This window comes from Halobacillus campisalis (assembly GCF_030345335.1).
In the GTDB taxonomy this organism is placed as follows: domain Bacteria; phylum Bacillota; class Bacilli; order Bacillales; family Halobacillaceae; genus Halobacillus_A; species Halobacillus_A campisalis.
In genome coordinates, this window is record NZ_JAPVRC010000005.1 from 174,953 (window position 1) to 189,989 (window position 15,037).

The 15,037-nt window shown below is 43.7% G+C and carries 16 protein-coding genes and 1 riboswitch; of the genes, 3 read left to right on the top strand and 13 right to left on the bottom strand.

Going from position 1 to position 15,037, the window contains the following annotated elements; translation table 11 throughout:
- Positions 1-584: 584 nt before the first annotated feature.
- The 8 genes from O2Q26_RS12305 to O2Q26_RS12340 all read right to left on the bottom strand — a co-directional run bounded on the left by O2Q26_RS12305 (position 585) and on the right by O2Q26_RS12340 (position 7,854).
- The gene (locus O2Q26_RS12305) at positions 585-1,826 is read right to left on the bottom strand and encodes an aminopeptidase (RefSeq protein ID WP_289216181.1); all 1,242 of its coding nucleotides are present in this window, start codon (positions 1,824-1,826) and stop codon (positions 585-587) included.
- Between the two features lie 24 nt (positions 1,827-1,850).
- A complete protein-coding gene (locus tag O2Q26_RS12310; RefSeq protein ID WP_289216182.1) occupies positions 1,851-3,287 on the bottom strand; it encodes a cryptochrome/photolyase family protein in 1,437 nt (478 codons plus the stop codon).
- A 120-nt stretch (positions 3,288-3,407) separates the two neighbouring features.
- Positions 3,408-3,878 (bottom strand): 6,7-dimethyl-8-ribityllumazine synthase, encoded by a 471-nt coding sequence (gene ribH / locus O2Q26_RS12315; RefSeq protein WP_253936993.1) that lies wholly within the window; start codon positions 3,876-3,878, stop codon positions 3,408-3,410.
- Positions 3,879-3,956: 78 nt separating this feature from the next.
- Positions 3,957-4,085: a hypothetical protein gene (locus O2Q26_RS12320; protein ID WP_289216183.1), complete on the bottom strand. Its 129-nt coding sequence runs from the start codon at positions 4,083-4,085 to the stop codon at positions 3,957-3,959.
- A gap of 89 nt (positions 4,086-4,174) precedes the next feature.
- Complete coding sequence (locus O2Q26_RS12325) at positions 4,175-5,368, bottom strand: bifunctional 3,4-dihydroxy-2-butanone-4-phosphate synthase/GTP cyclohydrolase II (RefSeq protein WP_289216184.1); 1,194 nt, start codon at positions 5,366-5,368, stop codon at positions 4,175-4,177.
- Positions 5,369-5,384: 16 nt separating this feature from the next.
- Positions 5,385-6,032, bottom strand: coding sequence for a riboflavin synthase (gene ribE / locus O2Q26_RS12330; RefSeq protein WP_289216185.1), 648 nt, complete (start codon positions 6,030-6,032; stop codon positions 5,385-5,387).
- A 2-nt stretch (positions 6,033-6,034) separates the two neighbouring features.
- The gene (gene ribD / locus O2Q26_RS12335) at positions 6,035-7,129 is read right to left on the bottom strand and encodes a bifunctional diaminohydroxyphosphoribosylaminopyrimidine deaminase/5-amino-6-(5-phosphoribosylamino)uracil reductase RibD (RefSeq protein ID WP_289216186.1); all 1,095 of its coding nucleotides are present in this window, start codon (positions 7,127-7,129) and stop codon (positions 6,035-6,037) included.
- A gap of 149 nt (positions 7,130-7,278) precedes the next feature.
- Positions 7,279-7,429: riboswitch (FMN riboswitch) on the bottom strand.
- A gap of 173 nt (positions 7,430-7,602) precedes the next feature.
- Complete coding sequence (locus tag O2Q26_RS12340; RefSeq protein ID WP_289216187.1) at positions 7,603-7,854, bottom strand: hypothetical protein; 252 nt, start codon at positions 7,852-7,854, stop codon at positions 7,603-7,605.
- A gap of 471 nt (positions 7,855-8,325) precedes the next feature.
- Between O2Q26_RS12340 and O2Q26_RS12345 the strand changes: the two genes are divergently transcribed.
- Positions 8,326-8,421: a YjcZ family sporulation protein gene (locus O2Q26_RS12345; protein WP_125556768.1), complete on the top strand. Its 96-nt coding sequence runs from the start codon at positions 8,326-8,328 to the stop codon at positions 8,419-8,421.
- 142 nt (positions 8,422-8,563) lie between these two features.
- On the opposite strand, the gene O2Q26_RS12350 is transcribed toward O2Q26_RS12345, so the two are convergent.
- Complete coding sequence (locus O2Q26_RS12350; protein ID WP_289216188.1) at positions 8,564-9,820, bottom strand: DNA polymerase IV; 1,257 nt, start codon at positions 9,818-9,820, stop codon at positions 8,564-8,566.
- A gap of 331 nt (positions 9,821-10,151) precedes the next feature.
- On the opposite strand from O2Q26_RS12350, the gene O2Q26_RS12355 reads away from it, so the two are divergent.
- A complete protein-coding gene (locus O2Q26_RS12355; protein WP_289216189.1) occupies positions 10,152-10,940 on the top strand; it encodes an endonuclease/exonuclease/phosphatase family protein in 789 nt (262 codons plus the stop codon).
- Positions 10,941-10,950: 10 nt separating this feature from the next.
- The gene (locus O2Q26_RS12360) at positions 10,951-12,606 is read left to right on the top strand and encodes a glycoside hydrolase family 13 protein (RefSeq protein WP_289216190.1); all 1,656 of its coding nucleotides are present in this window, start codon (positions 10,951-10,953) and stop codon (positions 12,604-12,606) included.
- A 607-nt stretch (positions 12,607-13,213) separates the two neighbouring features.
- Here the strand turns inward: O2Q26_RS12360 and O2Q26_RS12365 are convergent.
- The 4 genes from O2Q26_RS12365 to O2Q26_RS12380 form a co-directional block, all read right to left on the bottom strand.
- The gene (locus O2Q26_RS12365) at positions 13,214-13,660 is read right to left on the bottom strand and encodes an OsmC family protein (protein ID WP_289216273.1); all 447 of its coding nucleotides are present in this window, start codon (positions 13,658-13,660) and stop codon (positions 13,214-13,216) included.
- Positions 13,661-13,725: 65 nt separating this feature from the next.
- The gene (locus O2Q26_RS12370) at positions 13,726-14,184 is read right to left on the bottom strand and encodes a GNAT family N-acetyltransferase (protein WP_289216191.1); all 459 of its coding nucleotides are present in this window, start codon (positions 14,182-14,184) and stop codon (positions 13,726-13,728) included.
- Positions 14,150-14,800 (bottom strand): hypothetical protein, encoded by a 651-nt coding sequence (locus tag O2Q26_RS12375; RefSeq protein ID WP_289216192.1) that lies wholly within the window; start codon positions 14,798-14,800, stop codon positions 14,150-14,152. The genes O2Q26_RS12370 and O2Q26_RS12375 overlap by 35 nt, the downstream gene beginning before the upstream one ends.
- Complete coding sequence (locus O2Q26_RS12380; protein WP_289216193.1) at positions 14,793-14,987, bottom strand: SE1561 family protein; 195 nt, start codon at positions 14,985-14,987, stop codon at positions 14,793-14,795. Before O2Q26_RS12380 ends, O2Q26_RS12375 begins: the two co-directional genes overlap by 8 nt.
- Between the last annotated feature and the right edge of the window lie 50 nt (positions 14,988-15,037).

The following is a 15,037-nucleotide window of genomic DNA, read 5'->3' on the forward strand; positions in this document are numbered from 1 at the left end:
ACAGGCTTTTAACCAAACTGTAATTATTTTGATAAGGCTGTAACAATTGATAGAGGCGTAGTATGGTCTGCTTTTACAAAAAAGCTATGTTAAAGACGGTCGTTTATTCAACAATATAGGAGATTCTCGAAATTGCCTCAATAAGCATTTTATCAACATTAAACTTCAGTGCTTTAGTTATAATATTTTAGTATTAAAACTCCCCGCACTTTTAGGTAGTTTCAAGCATCTTCGTCATACAAAAGTCTCGCTGGCTATTATTCAAAAGCCGTTATTTATTATATGAAGCAGCGCATATGATTTTTCCGTTATCCTTACAAAAGCAAGAAGGGCCGGGAAATTGCGAGACTCCTATGGGAGAACAGTACATGGTGAGATCCCGGAGGGCGCTAGCCCGAGGAAGCTCACCGTACACCCATGGAAAGCGAGTGATTTCCCGGACCTTCAAGCTCTATTTTTGTGAAGGAAACAGGCAGAATGTCTCGAAACTGAGTCTTCCACTATAGGAAGCTTGAGTGAATATCAACACAGAACTTTAACATAGAAAAAAAACGAGCTCAGAGGCTCGCTTTTTTCATCATGTCTTATTCAAAATCGATCGCCCATGATCCGTTACGGAATACAGGCTCGAATTCTCCTTCATGAGTTTCTCCATCAATATCAAGCTCTGAAGATCCCATCATGAAATCTTCATGTACAAGGCTGTCATTGACTCCCTGCTGGTCCATCTGTTCCTTCGTCATGGAGGAGCCTCCTTTGACATTCGTCGGATACGCTTTACCTAAAGCCAGGTGACAAGACGCATTCTCATCATAGAGCGTATTGAAGAAAATGTGACCGGATTGAGAGATAGGCGATTCATCAGGTACTAACGCCACTTCACCTAACCGCTTCGCTCCATCATCAGACTCTAACAAGTGCTTCAGCGTCTCTTTTCCTGACTCAGCAGTATAGTCGACCACTATTCCATTCTCAAATGTCAAGGTGAAGTTCTCGATCAAATTCCCGCCGTAGCTCAGAGGTTTCGTACTGCTTACGGTTCCCTGAACTCCGTTTTTATGAGGCATTGTGAACACTTCTTCGGTCGGCATGTTCGGATTGAACTCTACGCCTTTCTCTGACTCCGTTGAGCCGCCATGCCAAATGTGGTCCTTGACAAGGTCAATCGTCAAATCTGTGCCCGGACCTTTATAATGAAGTTTTTTGTATTGCTTTGTATTCAAGTATTCGCGTGCTTTTCTCAGCGTCTCATTATGCTCTTCCCATGCTTTAAGCGGATCGTGCTGATCGACACGAGTAATGGAAAAAATCTGTTCCCATAATTTCTTTTGAGCATTGGACGTTGTGTCGTCAGGAAACACCTTTTCAGCCCAGGAAGCCTGTGGGTAAGCAATGATTGACCACGTCACTTTATCATTCATAATGTAATCCCGATACGTCGTCAATGCTTCTCCACTCGCTTTATTGGCTTTTGCGATACGTTCAGAGTCTATACCCTTCAGCAAGTCAGGATTAGGACCGTAAACGGTCAATAAGGAATACCCGTCCTTCACCATTCCTTCTAACGCATCTACTTTCCATTTTGGAAAATTCTCCAGAATGCTCATAGGAGCGTTTTTCATTTTCATGTAGCTTATCATTTCGTCGCTCCATTCGATATGAACATTCTTCGCTCCTTTTCCATACGCTTTAGCTGTAATGATGCGAACAAGGTCAGCAGCCTCAATCGGAGCGTTGATGATCAACCCTTGTCCTGACTGAATGTTTACTCCTTTCTTCAGTGCTACTTCTGCATACTTTTCTAATTGTTTGCGATGTGTCGTCAATGTAATTACCTCCAGGTCATAGTATCAATTATAGTCTTTCACTTGTTTAAATCGGTCAATCGCCTTATTCCTCATTGTTTTATGATCCACGATCGGTTCAGGATAGTCTTTCCCGATTAGACAACCTGCCTTTTGTTGAATATCTTCCGGCATGGTACCAGGTGCATGAATGTACTTCTTTTCTACATTCTCTAATTCGGGCACCCATTCTTTAATAAACCGGCCGTGAGGGTCAAACCGCTCAGATTGACGAGTAGGATTGAACACCCGGAAATACGGGACGGGATCAGTGCCGGTCGAAGCCGCCCACTGCCAGCCTCCAATATTTGAAGCGGCATCGTAGTCGACCAAACGTTCCTGAAAATACTTTTCACCTAGTCGCCAGTCCATCAGTAGATCCTTTGTCAAAAATGAAGCCACCGCCATACGGAGACGGTTATGCATCCATCCTGTTTCATTCAGCTGGCGCATGGCAGCGTCAATGAGCGGAAAACCCGTTTCACCTTTTTTCCAGCGTTCTAAGTACTCTTCATCTACATTCCAATCGATCCCCTGATACTTCTCAACCATCTCAAGGTTGTGTGCCTCAGGATAAAAGTGATAAATCATATTATAAAAGTCGCGCCAGGCGATCTCCTGGATGTAGGTGTCAATTCCCTTCTGTCCTTTACGACCGTCTGTTTCTTCTCTGATTTTATGGTAAATCGTCCTCGGAGAAATCGCTCCCGTCTTCAAAAAGCGGGACATCAAGCTTGTCCCGTCCACTGCCGGGAAATCACGATGCTCCTCATAATCATAGATAGCCCCGTCCAAAAAGACATGAAGCCTCTCTAAAGCAGCTTTTTCACCTATATCATTTCCTTTATAGTCAAATTGCTTTTTTAAAGACTCCCATTTATTCCCGCCTTTTTTATAATGTTCCCGTTCATCCACTCCATACCGTTTAACTTTTTCCAAGTCAACGGTTTGAAGTTCCGGCTTATCAAGCTGCTGCCATTGTTTAAAATAAGGAGAGAACACTTTATAGAATCCGCCATCCTTTTTAGTAACTTCTCTTGCAGAATGAATGTGGTGATCGATTGAAGAATATACCGGAATCCCTTGTTCGTGAAACCATTCGATCATGTGGTCATCCCTTTGTTTACCAAAACCCACCTCATCATAATTGAAGTATACGCCGCTGATTTCACCAGCGTTGTTAATGAGCTGGCTGAATGCTTCTTCCTCTTTTCCATATAAGAAGTGGATCGGCGCCTTGTAAGCTTCACAATCTTTCACGAGCGCATCAACCGTCTGGAAAAAGTAATCGTGCCGCACCGTAAATTCCTCGATCAATTTAGGGTGGATGTGAAAAATGAAGAGAAGCTCATCCCCTTCCCCACTATCCTGCACAGCACGTGATAATGCCGTTTGGTCATTAAGTCTTAAGTCTCTGCGAAACCATACGATCCGCTTCCCCATACAAAACCCTCATTTCAAAAATCTCACTGCTTTAGATGTACCCTGTTATGTACAGAATTAATCGAATCCGAGCCCCTTATTGAAAAGTCCCCTGAACAGCAGTTCAAGGGACTTCACTCATTATACTTCGAATTGACGATTCAAATTAGCCATCTCTATAGCAGCTGTTGCTGCTTCCCAGCCTTTATTCCCTGCTTTCGTTCCAGCACGCTCAATAGCTTGTTCAATAGTATCTGTCGTGATGACACCAAAAATGACAGGGACTCCGCTTTGAATGGAGGCTTGAGAAACCCCTTTAGCCGCTTCTCCACACACGTAATCGAAGTGTGGAGTGGAGCCGCGAATGACTGCGCCAAGCGTAATAACAGCGTCATATTTTCCCGAATTAGCCATTTTGCCTGCTACCATCGGAATTTCATAAGCCCCCGGTACATACGCTGCTTCTACATCATCTAAATTTACTCCATGACGTTTAAGCGCATCTACCGCACCTTCATATAAACGTCCTGTAATGAAGTCATTGAAACGTCCAACTACAATTCCTACTTTCAAACCACTGCCTACTAAATTTCCTTCTAATACTTTTACCAATTGTCTCTCTCCTTTATTGTTGTTTTACTTGGTTTTGGTGACTCGCTTCACTTCGTTGTATTGCTTATGCGTACGGTCCTAGGCGCCCAGGATGGGGGTCAGGTCGACGTTGGCACAGGACGTGCCGGTTTTAGTCGATCTTCCTTTACCCCAGGCCGCTTCCGCTTTTCTTTCTGTCCAGCTGCAGGGGGCAGGCCTTCGCGTCATAAGCAATCTACCTCCATCAGGACAAAACACCTGATTGCGGCATCTTGCTTATGCGTTTCAGGCCTAATCGCCCCCCTGCGCTTTTCTTTCTAATAATGAAAGAGGTGGCCCATTTTGGATTGTTTGGTTTTAAGGTAGAGTTCGTTTTCTTTTCTGGATGGGGTTTCGATTGGAACTCTTTCTACGACTTCTAGGTCCCAGCCGCTTAATCCTGATATTTTCTTAGGGTTGTTTGTTAACAGCTTGATCTTGGATATTCCGAGTTCCCGTAATATTTGTGCTCCTACTCCGTAGTCACGGAGGTCGGGGCCGAAGCCTAATTTTTCGTTGGCTTCTACTGTATCTAACCCTTCCTCTTGCAGCTTATATGCAAACATTTTATTAACAAGACCGATACCTCGTCCTTCTTGTCTCATGTAAAGCAGAACTCCGCTGCCGTTCTCTGAGATTTGCCTTAATGCGTTATGAAGCTGCGGACCGCAGTCACAACGGTATGATCCGAACACATCTCCCGTTAAACATTCTGAGTGGACACGGACGAGTGTTGGTTCTCCAGGTTTGATGTCCCCTTTGATTAAAGCGATGTGGTCTTTATGATCAATGTCATTTGAATAGGCGACAGCTCGGAAATCTCCGTATTCTGTAGGAAGCTGAATCTCTACTTCACGTTTTACGTGATCTTCATGGCGGTGACGGTATTGGATCAAATCAGCAATTGTAATCATCGGGATATCAAATTCATCGGCCATTTTTCTTAAGTCAGGCACTCTTGCCATCGTGCCGTCATCTTTAATGATTTCACATATGACCCCCGCTGGTTTGGATCCTGCTAAAACGGCCAGGTCGACGGCTGCTTCGGTATGTCCAGCTCTGCGAAGGACGCCTCCATCTTTAGCCACAAGCGGGAAGATGTGTCCAGGTTTTTGAAAATCTTCCTGGCTCGACTCAGGATTCAACAACTCTCGAATTGTTAATGCCCGTTCATCCGCAGATATACCGGTGGTTGTGTTTTTATGATCGATACTTACGGTAAAAGCAGTTTGATTGGGGTCGGTATTCGTTCCTACCATAGGAATGAGTTCCAGCTGTTCAGCGATTTCTCCTGTTACCGGGGCACACACCAGACCACGGCCGTGAGTGATCATGAAATTGATCATCTCCGTCGATGCATGCTCGGCCAGACCTATCAAATCCCCTTCATTCTCACGATCTTCGTCATCACATACAATAACCATTTTACCTTGTTTTAAACGCTCTATAGCTATTTCAATTGAATCAAACATAGTGCTGCTCCTTCCGTTAAGCAAATCCGTTTTCACTTAAAAATTCTTTGGTCATCTGCGATTTTTCGTCCGGCTCATCTTTCCCTAAAAAATGCGCTACGTACTTGCCAATCATATCGCACTCGATATTCACTCGATCTCCCGCTCCTTTATTCCCTAACACAGTGTGTTCCATCGTGTGAGGAATCAGGGAGATGGTTACCTTGTTCTCCTTCACTCCAAAAACGGTCAAGCTCGTTCCATCTACTGCAATCGATCCTTTATAAACGAAATATTTTATAAGTTCATCCGGTAATTCAATTTCATAATAAACCGCATTGGATTCAGGCGTTTTATTGACGATCTGACCGGTTCCATCGATATGTCCGGAAACCAAATGACCACCGAACCTGCCTCCTGCTGCCATGGCTCGCTCTAAATTGACAGGACTCCCTTGCTTCAGCTCGTTAAGGTTCGTAGCTCTAAAGGTTTCCGGCATCACATCAAACTCAACACTTCGATCGGTATAGCTTGTGACTGTCAGACAAACGCCGTTAATGGATATGCTGTCTCCTAAATTCACATCGTCCAATATATCTTTCGCCTGAATGCTGATTTCTAGTGCTTCTGTTTTTGTTTTAATCCCTTTGACAGACCCTATCTCTTCAACGATTCCTGTAAACATATTTACCCCTCCTTTTTAACTGCTATGATTTTCAAGTCGTCACCGATTTTTTCGCTCGATACAAACTCAAACCGGTCTATATTTTTCAAACTGCTGATTCCCTCTCCAGCGACGGATGTGAGGGATTTCTCACCACCAATTACTTTCGGTGCCATATAGGTTATTACTTCATTTACGTGTCCTGATCTTACAAAAGCGTCAGCTACTGTGGCGCCCCCTTCAATTAACAGGGACGTGATTTTTTGTTCCCCTAAATAGTCTACGACCTCTTCTATATCGACCTTTTCTGATTGGAACTGGATGATATCTACATGAGAGAAATTTTGAAAAGGTGTGAGCTGCTCTTCTGTCACCCCAGCCCCTGTAAAAATCCAGGTTGGAGCTGATGGATCTTGAATGAGTTGGGCGGCAGGCGGAGTGCGTAAGTTCGTATCTAACACGATACGTACAGGGTTATCTCCTCCACCTTCCAGTCTGGTCGTCAATTTCGGATTATCCATCATCACCGTATTCACGCCAACGAGAATGGCAGCTGATTGATGGCGGTAGCGGTGTCCATCCAAACGTGCTTCTACTCCTGTAATCCACTGACTTTCACCAGTCGACGTAGCAATTTTTCCATCCATACTGATGGCTGACTTCAAGCGTACGTAAGGCCGTTTCGTCTGGATGAAGTGAAAAAAAGCACGGTTCAGCTGATCCGCTTTTTCTTTGAGAACAGCGGTTTTCACTTCAATGCCCGCTTCTTCCATCATTTGAATGCCGCGTCCGCTCACTTTCGGGTTGGGATCATGAGAAGCAATAATGGCTCGCTTTATGCCAGCGTCAATGACGGCTTGGGCGCACGGAGGCGTCTGTCCGTAATGACTGCACGGCTCAAGTGTCACATAAATCTCAGCACCTTCCGCCTTCTCTCCTGCCATCTTTAGCGCGTGGACTTCTGCATGCGGCTCTCCTGCTTTGACATGGACGCCGAGACCGACCACTTGATTGGCGCGGACGACCACGGCAGCCACCGATGGGTTCGGAGTTGTCTGCCCCACCGTTCCTTCCGCCATGGCAATCGCCATCTGCATATATTTTTCATCGCGGTCCATTTTATCCCTCCTCTTCATTTCCTTTTCCTATACAAAAAAACCCTGAAGAAGATAGACTTCCCCAGGGTTGGTTTTACATGTAAATCAGCATAAAGGTACGCCAAATAAAGGATACAGATTCAGAATTCCCCTGTACCTCAAGACGCGCTTCACTCCTTCTCCCATCCAGACTTTAACTGTCGGCTTTGGAATATACACCAAATCAGGGGGAAACGCATAACTGCTGCTTCCCCGTCGCGGGCTCGGAACACAAGGTTCATTACCGCCGGCTGGGATTTTCACCCGACCCCGAAGGACTTAATATTCTATTGTATTACTCTTAATATATATGAAATGTGAGGAAGTCGCAATCCTTTAGGTTTGCATACATATCGTTCCGCTGAAATTTGAAGTTTGTGTCGAAGCCGATCCTAAAGTCATCTCTCCAAATCATGTATTTGATTAGTCGAAATTATATATTGTATTAAAAATCATTAAGTATTCTCACGTGCATTTAAAGTCTGATTTTTTCTATCATTATTGATAGCTTTATCAAGCTTATCAACATAGAATAACCACATGATGTTCATGATAAAAGAGTAAATAGCAATAACGGATAAAGTGTCAGGTATCGAGGCGGCAACGGGGTTCCCTCTAAAAAATTGTATGGCTGTATATCCCAAAAAATAGAGCAATGGAGTTCCTAAATGAAAGTAGGCGTAGATCAATTTCTTAGGATCCTTCATTTTATTTTTTTCCTCCCTGTTCATTCACGGTATGATAAAATCTGCGGCATTCACTGTAACGTTATTGTTTCACAATAGTTTCACCTCTTAAAGCAATTTTCCAGTTGATTTCTAAGCTTTCGTTGACACTCTTCCTTAGAACTTTTATATGATGTTATATAATTACCATCCACTTTCCTGGTTTTAACGGTACACAGGACAAACATGAAGTTAAAAATCACCTTAAACTTCCTTTTAATTTTCATAAGAAAATGATTGAATAATACAGCAGGTATCTCGAAGGCTTGTTTTCAGGATAACCGGGGTTCCTATATAAACTTAATAATGGAACTTATTCTCACACAAAAATCTAACAAAGCCAGATTAAAAAACATTAAAAACGTCCAATCAACATATGTAAACACGCCATAGTATAGTACTAAAGAAACGAGGATTCAGTTTCTTTAATTATACTAAAAGGAGTGGTTATGAATGTCCTACGGATATGGCGGCGGCTTTGCCTTGCTCGTTGTGTTGTTCATTCTTTTGATCATTATTGGAGCTAGTTATGGTGGCTACGGTTATTAATTAACCCCCTATTAGATCACTGACTGTCCCCGAGGGATTTCCTTCGGGGACAGTTGTCTTTATTTTGAACTGCTTGCTTTTTTAATTGGACAACCCTCCGGCGTACAAATAACCCTCCAGACTAAACTGAAGGGTTATTAATCTAAGCAAAATGCCCACCGATTTTCTTGCTGCGTTCTGGCGTAATCCCTGCATCCGTAAAACTGCTCGCTCTCAAAATCGCGGTCGACCCGTACTTGTCGCGAATCTCATCCATTACAATCCCTACATCCTTTTTCTTCGGCCGATCATCGAATAATGTCAGCTGGGTAGCGATGTCTTCATCTAAATTCGTAAGGGTCACACTCGTTCTCCGTATTTTGCTTTCTCCATCATAAAACGTACGGAACAACCGCATGCATAAATGATACATATCCATTGTTATATTCGTCGGAAGATCCATGGACATCGATCGGCTGAACCCCCCTCCTCCTTCGCTTGAGTAGGAGACCGACAGATGAACAGTCCTTCCTGCTTGTTTGTCTCTTCTTGCGCGCCGACAGGCTTCTTCACATAAATCAAGGATGACCGTCGGCAACTCTTCGCCTGTGTAATCACGAAGAAGGGTGACGCCATGTCCGTAACCTTTCTGTTCGCTTTTAGTAAAATCTCCAAGGACAGGGCTTAAATCAACACCCCATGCGTGCCAGTGCAGCTGTTCACCAATGATTCCATAATGCTTTTTCATATATTTGAGCGGGTATTCGGCAAGCTGGCCGAGCCTTACAATTCCGAGTCTGTTCAAGTTGCGCATCATCCGCGAACCGATGCCCCAAATATCTTCAATCGGAGTAGGCCACAATAACTTCTGTACATCTTCATATCGACACTCAGCTATCCCATTGGCAGCCTTTTTTGCGTGGATATCCATAACGACTTTAGCTAAAAATTTGTTATCTCCGATGCCGATGACACACTCGATGCCGAATTGGTCCCGGATATTATCCTGAATCATCCGGGCGATGTCAGCCGGTGATCCATACAACTTTTCCAGGCCATCAATTGTCACCCACAACTCATCGACGGAATACACGTGAATCGCCTCAGGCGGTACATAGCTCATCATCATTTTGGTAATTTCTACAGACACCTCTAAATAATCACCCATATGTGCTTGAGCAATTACAATATCGGGGTCTTTCGGCAATTCAAAGAAACGGCTGACATTACTTATTCCATGCTTTTTCTTTAAAGCGGGAGATGCAGCCAGCACAATGCTTCCACTTCGATTCGGATCGCCGACCACTGCCAGTAAAGCCTTTGTCGGATCCAGCCCCCGTCTCGTGCATTCTACACTTGCGTAAAAGGAACGCATATCGATACACAGCACATCATGCCGAGGATAACTTGAATAATCCATTATCACCACTCCAAATTACGAACGTTTGTTCTTATTATACCCGGTAACCTCTCTTCTGAAAAGTGACGATTTTATCCAAGTAAGGAAAGACCATAAATTCCGCCGTACTTCCCTCAGTAGCGAAGGATTTTGTACAGATTCATTCCCCGCTAAAGAAAAAAATCTATTGCCAACCCTTATGTAATCATTTATGATATGAATCAACGAAAACGTTTGCACAAGTTAGTAATTTGATACGTAATCCCTTCACCATTAACTTGAAAGGCAAGCGATTTATGAACCTAAAGCGGACGTGGTAAATTAAGAAATCCAAAAAGCAGGGGCTAAACAAATGAGACTGTTAACGTTGAATGTGCACGCATGGCAGGAAGAAAAACAACTAGATAAAATCCTAGGTCTTGCTGAAGTCATCCACGAAAAACGATATGATGTCATTGCTCTTCAAGAGGTAAACCAGCATCAAGACAGTCCTTTGGTTTATAAGGACATCAAGCAGGATAATTACGGGCTTGTACTGCTTGAAAAGCTGAAGCATCTTGGCAGTGATGATTATGAACTTCACTGGGATATCTCCCACATAGGTTACGAAGTGTATGAAGAGGGTATTGCTTTGTTAACGCGTCACCCCGTTGATCAAGTGCATAAGTTTTATATTACGTCATCAAATCGTATCGAATTTTGGAAATCAAGAAAAATTGTCGGAGCTACTTTAACTATCGACGGCTCCTCTCTTTCTTTCTATTCTTGTCATTTAGGGTGGTGGGGCGATGCAGACGAACCTTACGAACGGCAAATCAACCAGTTAGTGCAAACGGTCTCCTCCCCTGCTTTTTTAATGGGAGATTTCAATGCTGCAGACAGCCAGAGGAACGAAGGATATGATTATTTGAAAAGCAAAGGATTTATGGATGCTCATGAAACAGCCCATAAAACTTTTGGTTCATGTACAATAGAAGGAAAGATTGCCGGATGGGACAAAAATTCATCCGATTTGAAGATCGACCATATTTTCACAAACGACCAGGTTGATGTCAGTCAATCTTCCGTCATTTTTAATGGAAAGTATGAGCCTGTCGTGTCGGACCATTATGGTTTAGAAATCGAATGCTATAAAAAGTGAGGTAATGATATTGGAAAAAGTTTGGTGGAAAGAAGCTGTCGGTTACCAGGTATATCCAAGAAGTTTCCAGGATTCTGATGGAGACGGGATTGGAGATTTACAAGGTATGATTGAACGTTTAGATTACTTAAAAGATCTCGGCATCGACTTTATCTGGATCTGTCCTATGTATAAGTCACCTAAAGATGATAACGGCTATGACATTTCAGATTATCAGGATATTTTAGAAGAATTCGGGACAATGGAAGATTTCGATCAGCTGTTAAAAGAAGTTCATAAGCGTGACATGAAACTGATCATAGATCTCGTGCTTAACCATACGAGTGACGAACACCCATGGTTCATCGAATCTCGTTCGTCTAAGGATAACCCTAAACGGGATTGGTACATTTGGCGGGATGGGAAAAACGGCAAAGAACCAAATAACTGGGAAAGTATTTTCGAAGGATCTGCCTGGCAATATGATAAGAAAACGGAGCAGTATTATCTCCACCTTTTTTCTAAAAAGCAGCCCGACTTGAACTGGGAAAATGAAGAGGTTCGCCAGGTCCTTTACGATACTGTCAATTGGTGGCTCGATAAAGGCATTGACGGCTTCCGAATCGACGCCATCAGCCACATTAAAAAACGCGCCGGGTTACCTGATCTTCCAAATCCTAATGACAAACCATATGTTACTTCCTTTCAAATGCATATGAACCAGGAAGGCATCCATGAATTTTTACAAGAGTTCAAGGACGAAACCTACGGCAAATACGATGCTTTAACGATCGGAGAAGCTAACGGTGTAAGTGCGGAAGAAGCGGACCAGTGGGTCGGGGATCAAGGAAAAATGGATATGGTCTTTCAATTTGAGCATCTGGACCTCTGGGATCAAGACGCGGAACAGCAACTCGATGTTGTAGGTTTGAAAAAAGCGCTCACCCGCTGGCAGAAAGCGCTCGAAGGCGACGGCTGGAATGCATTGTTCGTGGAGAACCATGATAAAGCACGCGTTGTTTCCACCTGGGGCGATGATGAAGATTATTGGTATGAGAGCGCCACTTCTTTAGCCACCATGTACTTTCTCATGCAGGGAACTCCTTTCATTTACCAGGGGCAGGAAATCGGCATGACGAACATTGAACTCCCATCCATCGAAGATTATGATGATGTAGCCGCAAAGAACCTTTATACTACAAAAAAAGCTGAAGGGCTGAGTCACGACGAAATCATGTCTATCCTATGGACGACGTCCCGCGATAATAGCCGGACCCCTATGCAGTGGAGTGATGAAGCACAGGCTGGATTCACTACCGGTCAACCGTGGATGAAGATCAATCCGAATTACAAGCAGGTCAATGTCGCTCGCCAGCAAAAAGAGAATGATTCCATTCTGGCCCATTACAAGCGATTAATCCAGTTGAAGAAAGACTATGAACTGTTCACGTATGGTCCTTACGATCTGCTGATGCCTGAGGATTTGCAAATTTATGCTTATACTCGTACGTACGAAGGAAAAACCGCTCTTATCATTACGAATTTAACAGACGTAGAAGCTACTTTTACGAGCGATTACACGCTGAAACAAGATCAGCTTCTATTAGCTAACAAAAAGCTTTCAGACGAAAAAGATACGAAGACCCTTCACCTTGCACCATATGAAGCCCGCGTCTATCTTTTTTAATATAATGAAGCTGGCCCAAAAGTCTAGGAGATTAGACTTTTGGGCCAGCTCTTTTTTCTATACAAGGTCTATAAAACCTTCCTAACTTGGAAGGTCAGTTTCAGTATTTTTATTTGGAAAAATGGGGTCTTGGAAATGGCTCGCTTTCCGCGGGGATGACGGCAAGCCTCCTCGAGCTAAAAGCTCTCCGGGGTCTTGCCAGTCTATCCATTCCCGCAGGAGTCTCCCCATTTCCAAGACCCCATTTCCATAATATCAGGAACGAAAACATTACTTACCAAAGCCAAAGAAAGGCTCTACCATAGCGTTTGATCTCTTTCGCAGAGTGATGAATGGTTCTTGCTTGGTCCCTCTTCATGAAAGTCATAGTTCTTTCAGATCAATTATAAGAACACAAACTGTACTACGTGAATGATGTGTGAGTTTAAATTGTTCCGTCCATTAATTATAAAGGGGTGGTTTTTGGAATGGGCGAGACTCCTGTGGGAAGAGAGTGATTGGTGAGATCCCGGAAGGCGAAGCCTGAGGAAGCTCACCGCACTACCACGGAAAGCGAGTCCATTCCTAAAACCACCTTTCACTCACCACAAGACGGAACAAATCCTCCTTACTGGATACCGGTTTCCGCTTGCAATTCCAGTTCTACGTTACCGGCGATTGCTTTTGAAATCATACAGCTGGACTCCGCTTGTTTCACTAATTTATCGAGACGCTGAAGCTGCTTTTCATCCGCCTCGTTCGTTAGAAAAACTTTCGGCTTATGAATGATTTTTTTGTACGTAAAGACCCCTTCCGTCACATCAACAATCCCTTCTGAGTCCATACTCATCTCAGCCAGCGGCAGACGTGCCCGCTCAATTAACGCACCCAGGCTGATAATGTAGCAAGTCGCTGCGGCTCCTAACAGCATTTCATCAGGGTTCGTGCCGATATCAGGTCCATCCATTTCTTTCGGGATAGATATTTTTGTCTTCAATTTATCTGACTCGATATAGCCGACTTCGTTGCGTCCGCCCGGCCAGTCAGCTTTCAAATGAAAGTGGTGTAACGTCATCATTGATCACTCCTTCATTGCCTATTGTAAAACAGATGGAGATCCGTGTATAAACGATTTGCTTTTCATTTAACGACTTTCTCCATTTTCAAAAAAGTGTACGACGCCCCATTCGTTTTTTGCTGGTACGTATGTACTGGTACAAACCCCGCTCGTTCATAAACGGCAATCGCCCGTTTATTGAAAACAGCGACAGCTAAGGAAATTTTCGAAAACGTCAACTCTTTGGAAAGTGCGTCCAGCCCTTCACGGATAAATGATTCCCCCAGCCCTTTTCCTGTCCACTCAGGATGCATTCCGAGGCCGATGCTGATTGTTTCATCCTCTCCCTTATATACACTGAAAAAGCCCATCAAATCGTCACTTTCATATACACTGTATGTATAAGGACTGCGCGTCTCCTCATGGATGAATTCTTCATAATCTTCAGGATCCGCTTTCATATCATAAAAGCTATACTCTCCTTCGTAGTGCCATTCGGAAATTTCCTCAGCTTCCTTCTGGGTGATCCGCTTCATTTCCATTTTTCCACCTCTGATTTCTAGTCATTCCGATATACAATAAGATGCCGATAACAGGTAGTAAACCGAGCCACGGTGTGACCGATATATTTCTTTTCTGAGCATCCCAATGAAGGGCATAAACACTTAGGCCTGCCAGCACAAAAAAGTCAATGGTCATCACATGAACAAACGAGGACTCCATAAACGCCCTGGAGTATAATCCATAATCTCCAGAGATTACGCCATAAAATATTAAACCTATGACCCCAAGAGCCAAAATCCCGAGTAATACAGGATGCTGCACTGCTGCAATCACTTTTTTCGGAAAACGTAAGGGACGGCTCGGTATACCCGTTACCCACGCGAAATAGGGCATAAGCGCAAATGCTCCGAGTCCAAATGATGCCAGTGCGAAGATCATCGCCGGCCATTTATGTTCATCATTACGTATTAACAATATCGTAAAAGCGATTGGGAACATCCCAAGCATGGAAAAAACCGACAGGAGCAAGGGATCTGGTTCGTCCATCGTAATAAGCTGGCGTAAATATCCTGGATCGTCTGAAGGGGCTAGAAACATCGCATACCCGATAAATGCAACCCACGCCCACATAAGAAAAGCTCCACGCTTACTCATCTTTCTGCCAGTCCTGTTTAAATCTTGTCATCTTCAGTTGCAGCTGTTCAATCATTTCAAGTACACGGTTGTAGTCCCCCATATCCATATGATCCGGGTCCATTGAAGAAACCACCTCATTCAACATTTGAATCCTGTTTTTCACATAACGAAATTGATCCACCTTATTATCAGCAGCTTTTCCCATACAATCCCTCCTCTATTCTTTAAATACCCATATAGTTGACTATAACAAAC

Coding starts and splice junctions, on each gene's coding strand:
- O2Q26_RS12345 (WP_125556768.1), top strand. CDS start 8,326: ATGTCCTACGGATATGGCGGCGGCTTTGCCTTGCTCGTTGTGTTGTTC.
- O2Q26_RS12355 (WP_289216189.1), top strand. CDS start 10,152: ATGAGACTGTTAACGTTGAATGTGCACGCATGGCAGGAAGAAAAACAA.
- O2Q26_RS12320 (WP_289216183.1), bottom strand. CDS start 4,085: ATGACGCGAAGGCCTGCCCCCTGCAGCTGGACAGAAAGAAAAGCGGAA.
- O2Q26_RS12310 (WP_289216182.1), bottom strand. CDS start 3,287: ATGGGGAAGCGGATCGTATGGTTTCGCAGAGACTTAAGACTTAATGAC.
- O2Q26_RS12325 (WP_289216184.1), bottom strand. CDS start 5,368: ATGTTTGATTCAATTGAAATAGCTATAGAGCGTTTAAAACAAGGTAAA.
- O2Q26_RS12340 (WP_289216187.1), bottom strand. CDS start 7,854: ATGAAGGATCCTAAGAAATTGATCTACGCCTACTTTCATTTAGGAACT.
- O2Q26_RS12375 (WP_289216192.1), bottom strand. CDS start 14,800: ATGAGTAAGCGTGGAGCTTTTCTTATGTGGGCGTGGGTTGCATTTATC.
- O2Q26_RS12365 (WP_289216273.1), bottom strand. CDS start 13,660: ATGACGTTACACCACTTTCATTTGAAAGCTGACTGGCCGGGCGGACGC.
- O2Q26_RS12350 (WP_289216188.1), bottom strand. CDS start 9,820: ATGGATTATTCAAGTTATCCTCGGCATGATGTGCTGTGTATCGATATG.
- O2Q26_RS12380 (WP_289216193.1), bottom strand. CDS start 14,987: ATGGGAAAAGCTGCTGATAATAAGGTGGATCAATTTCGTTATGTGAAA.
- O2Q26_RS12370 (WP_289216191.1), bottom strand. CDS start 14,184: ATGGAAATGAAGCGGATCACCCAGAAGGAAGCTGAGGAAATTTCCGAA.
- ribD (WP_289216186.1), bottom strand. CDS start 7,129: ATGGACCGCGATGAAAAATATATGCAGATGGCGATTGCCATGGCGGAA.
- ribE (WP_289216185.1), bottom strand. CDS start 6,032: ATGTTTACAGGAATCGTTGAAGAGATAGGGTCTGTCAAAGGGATTAAA.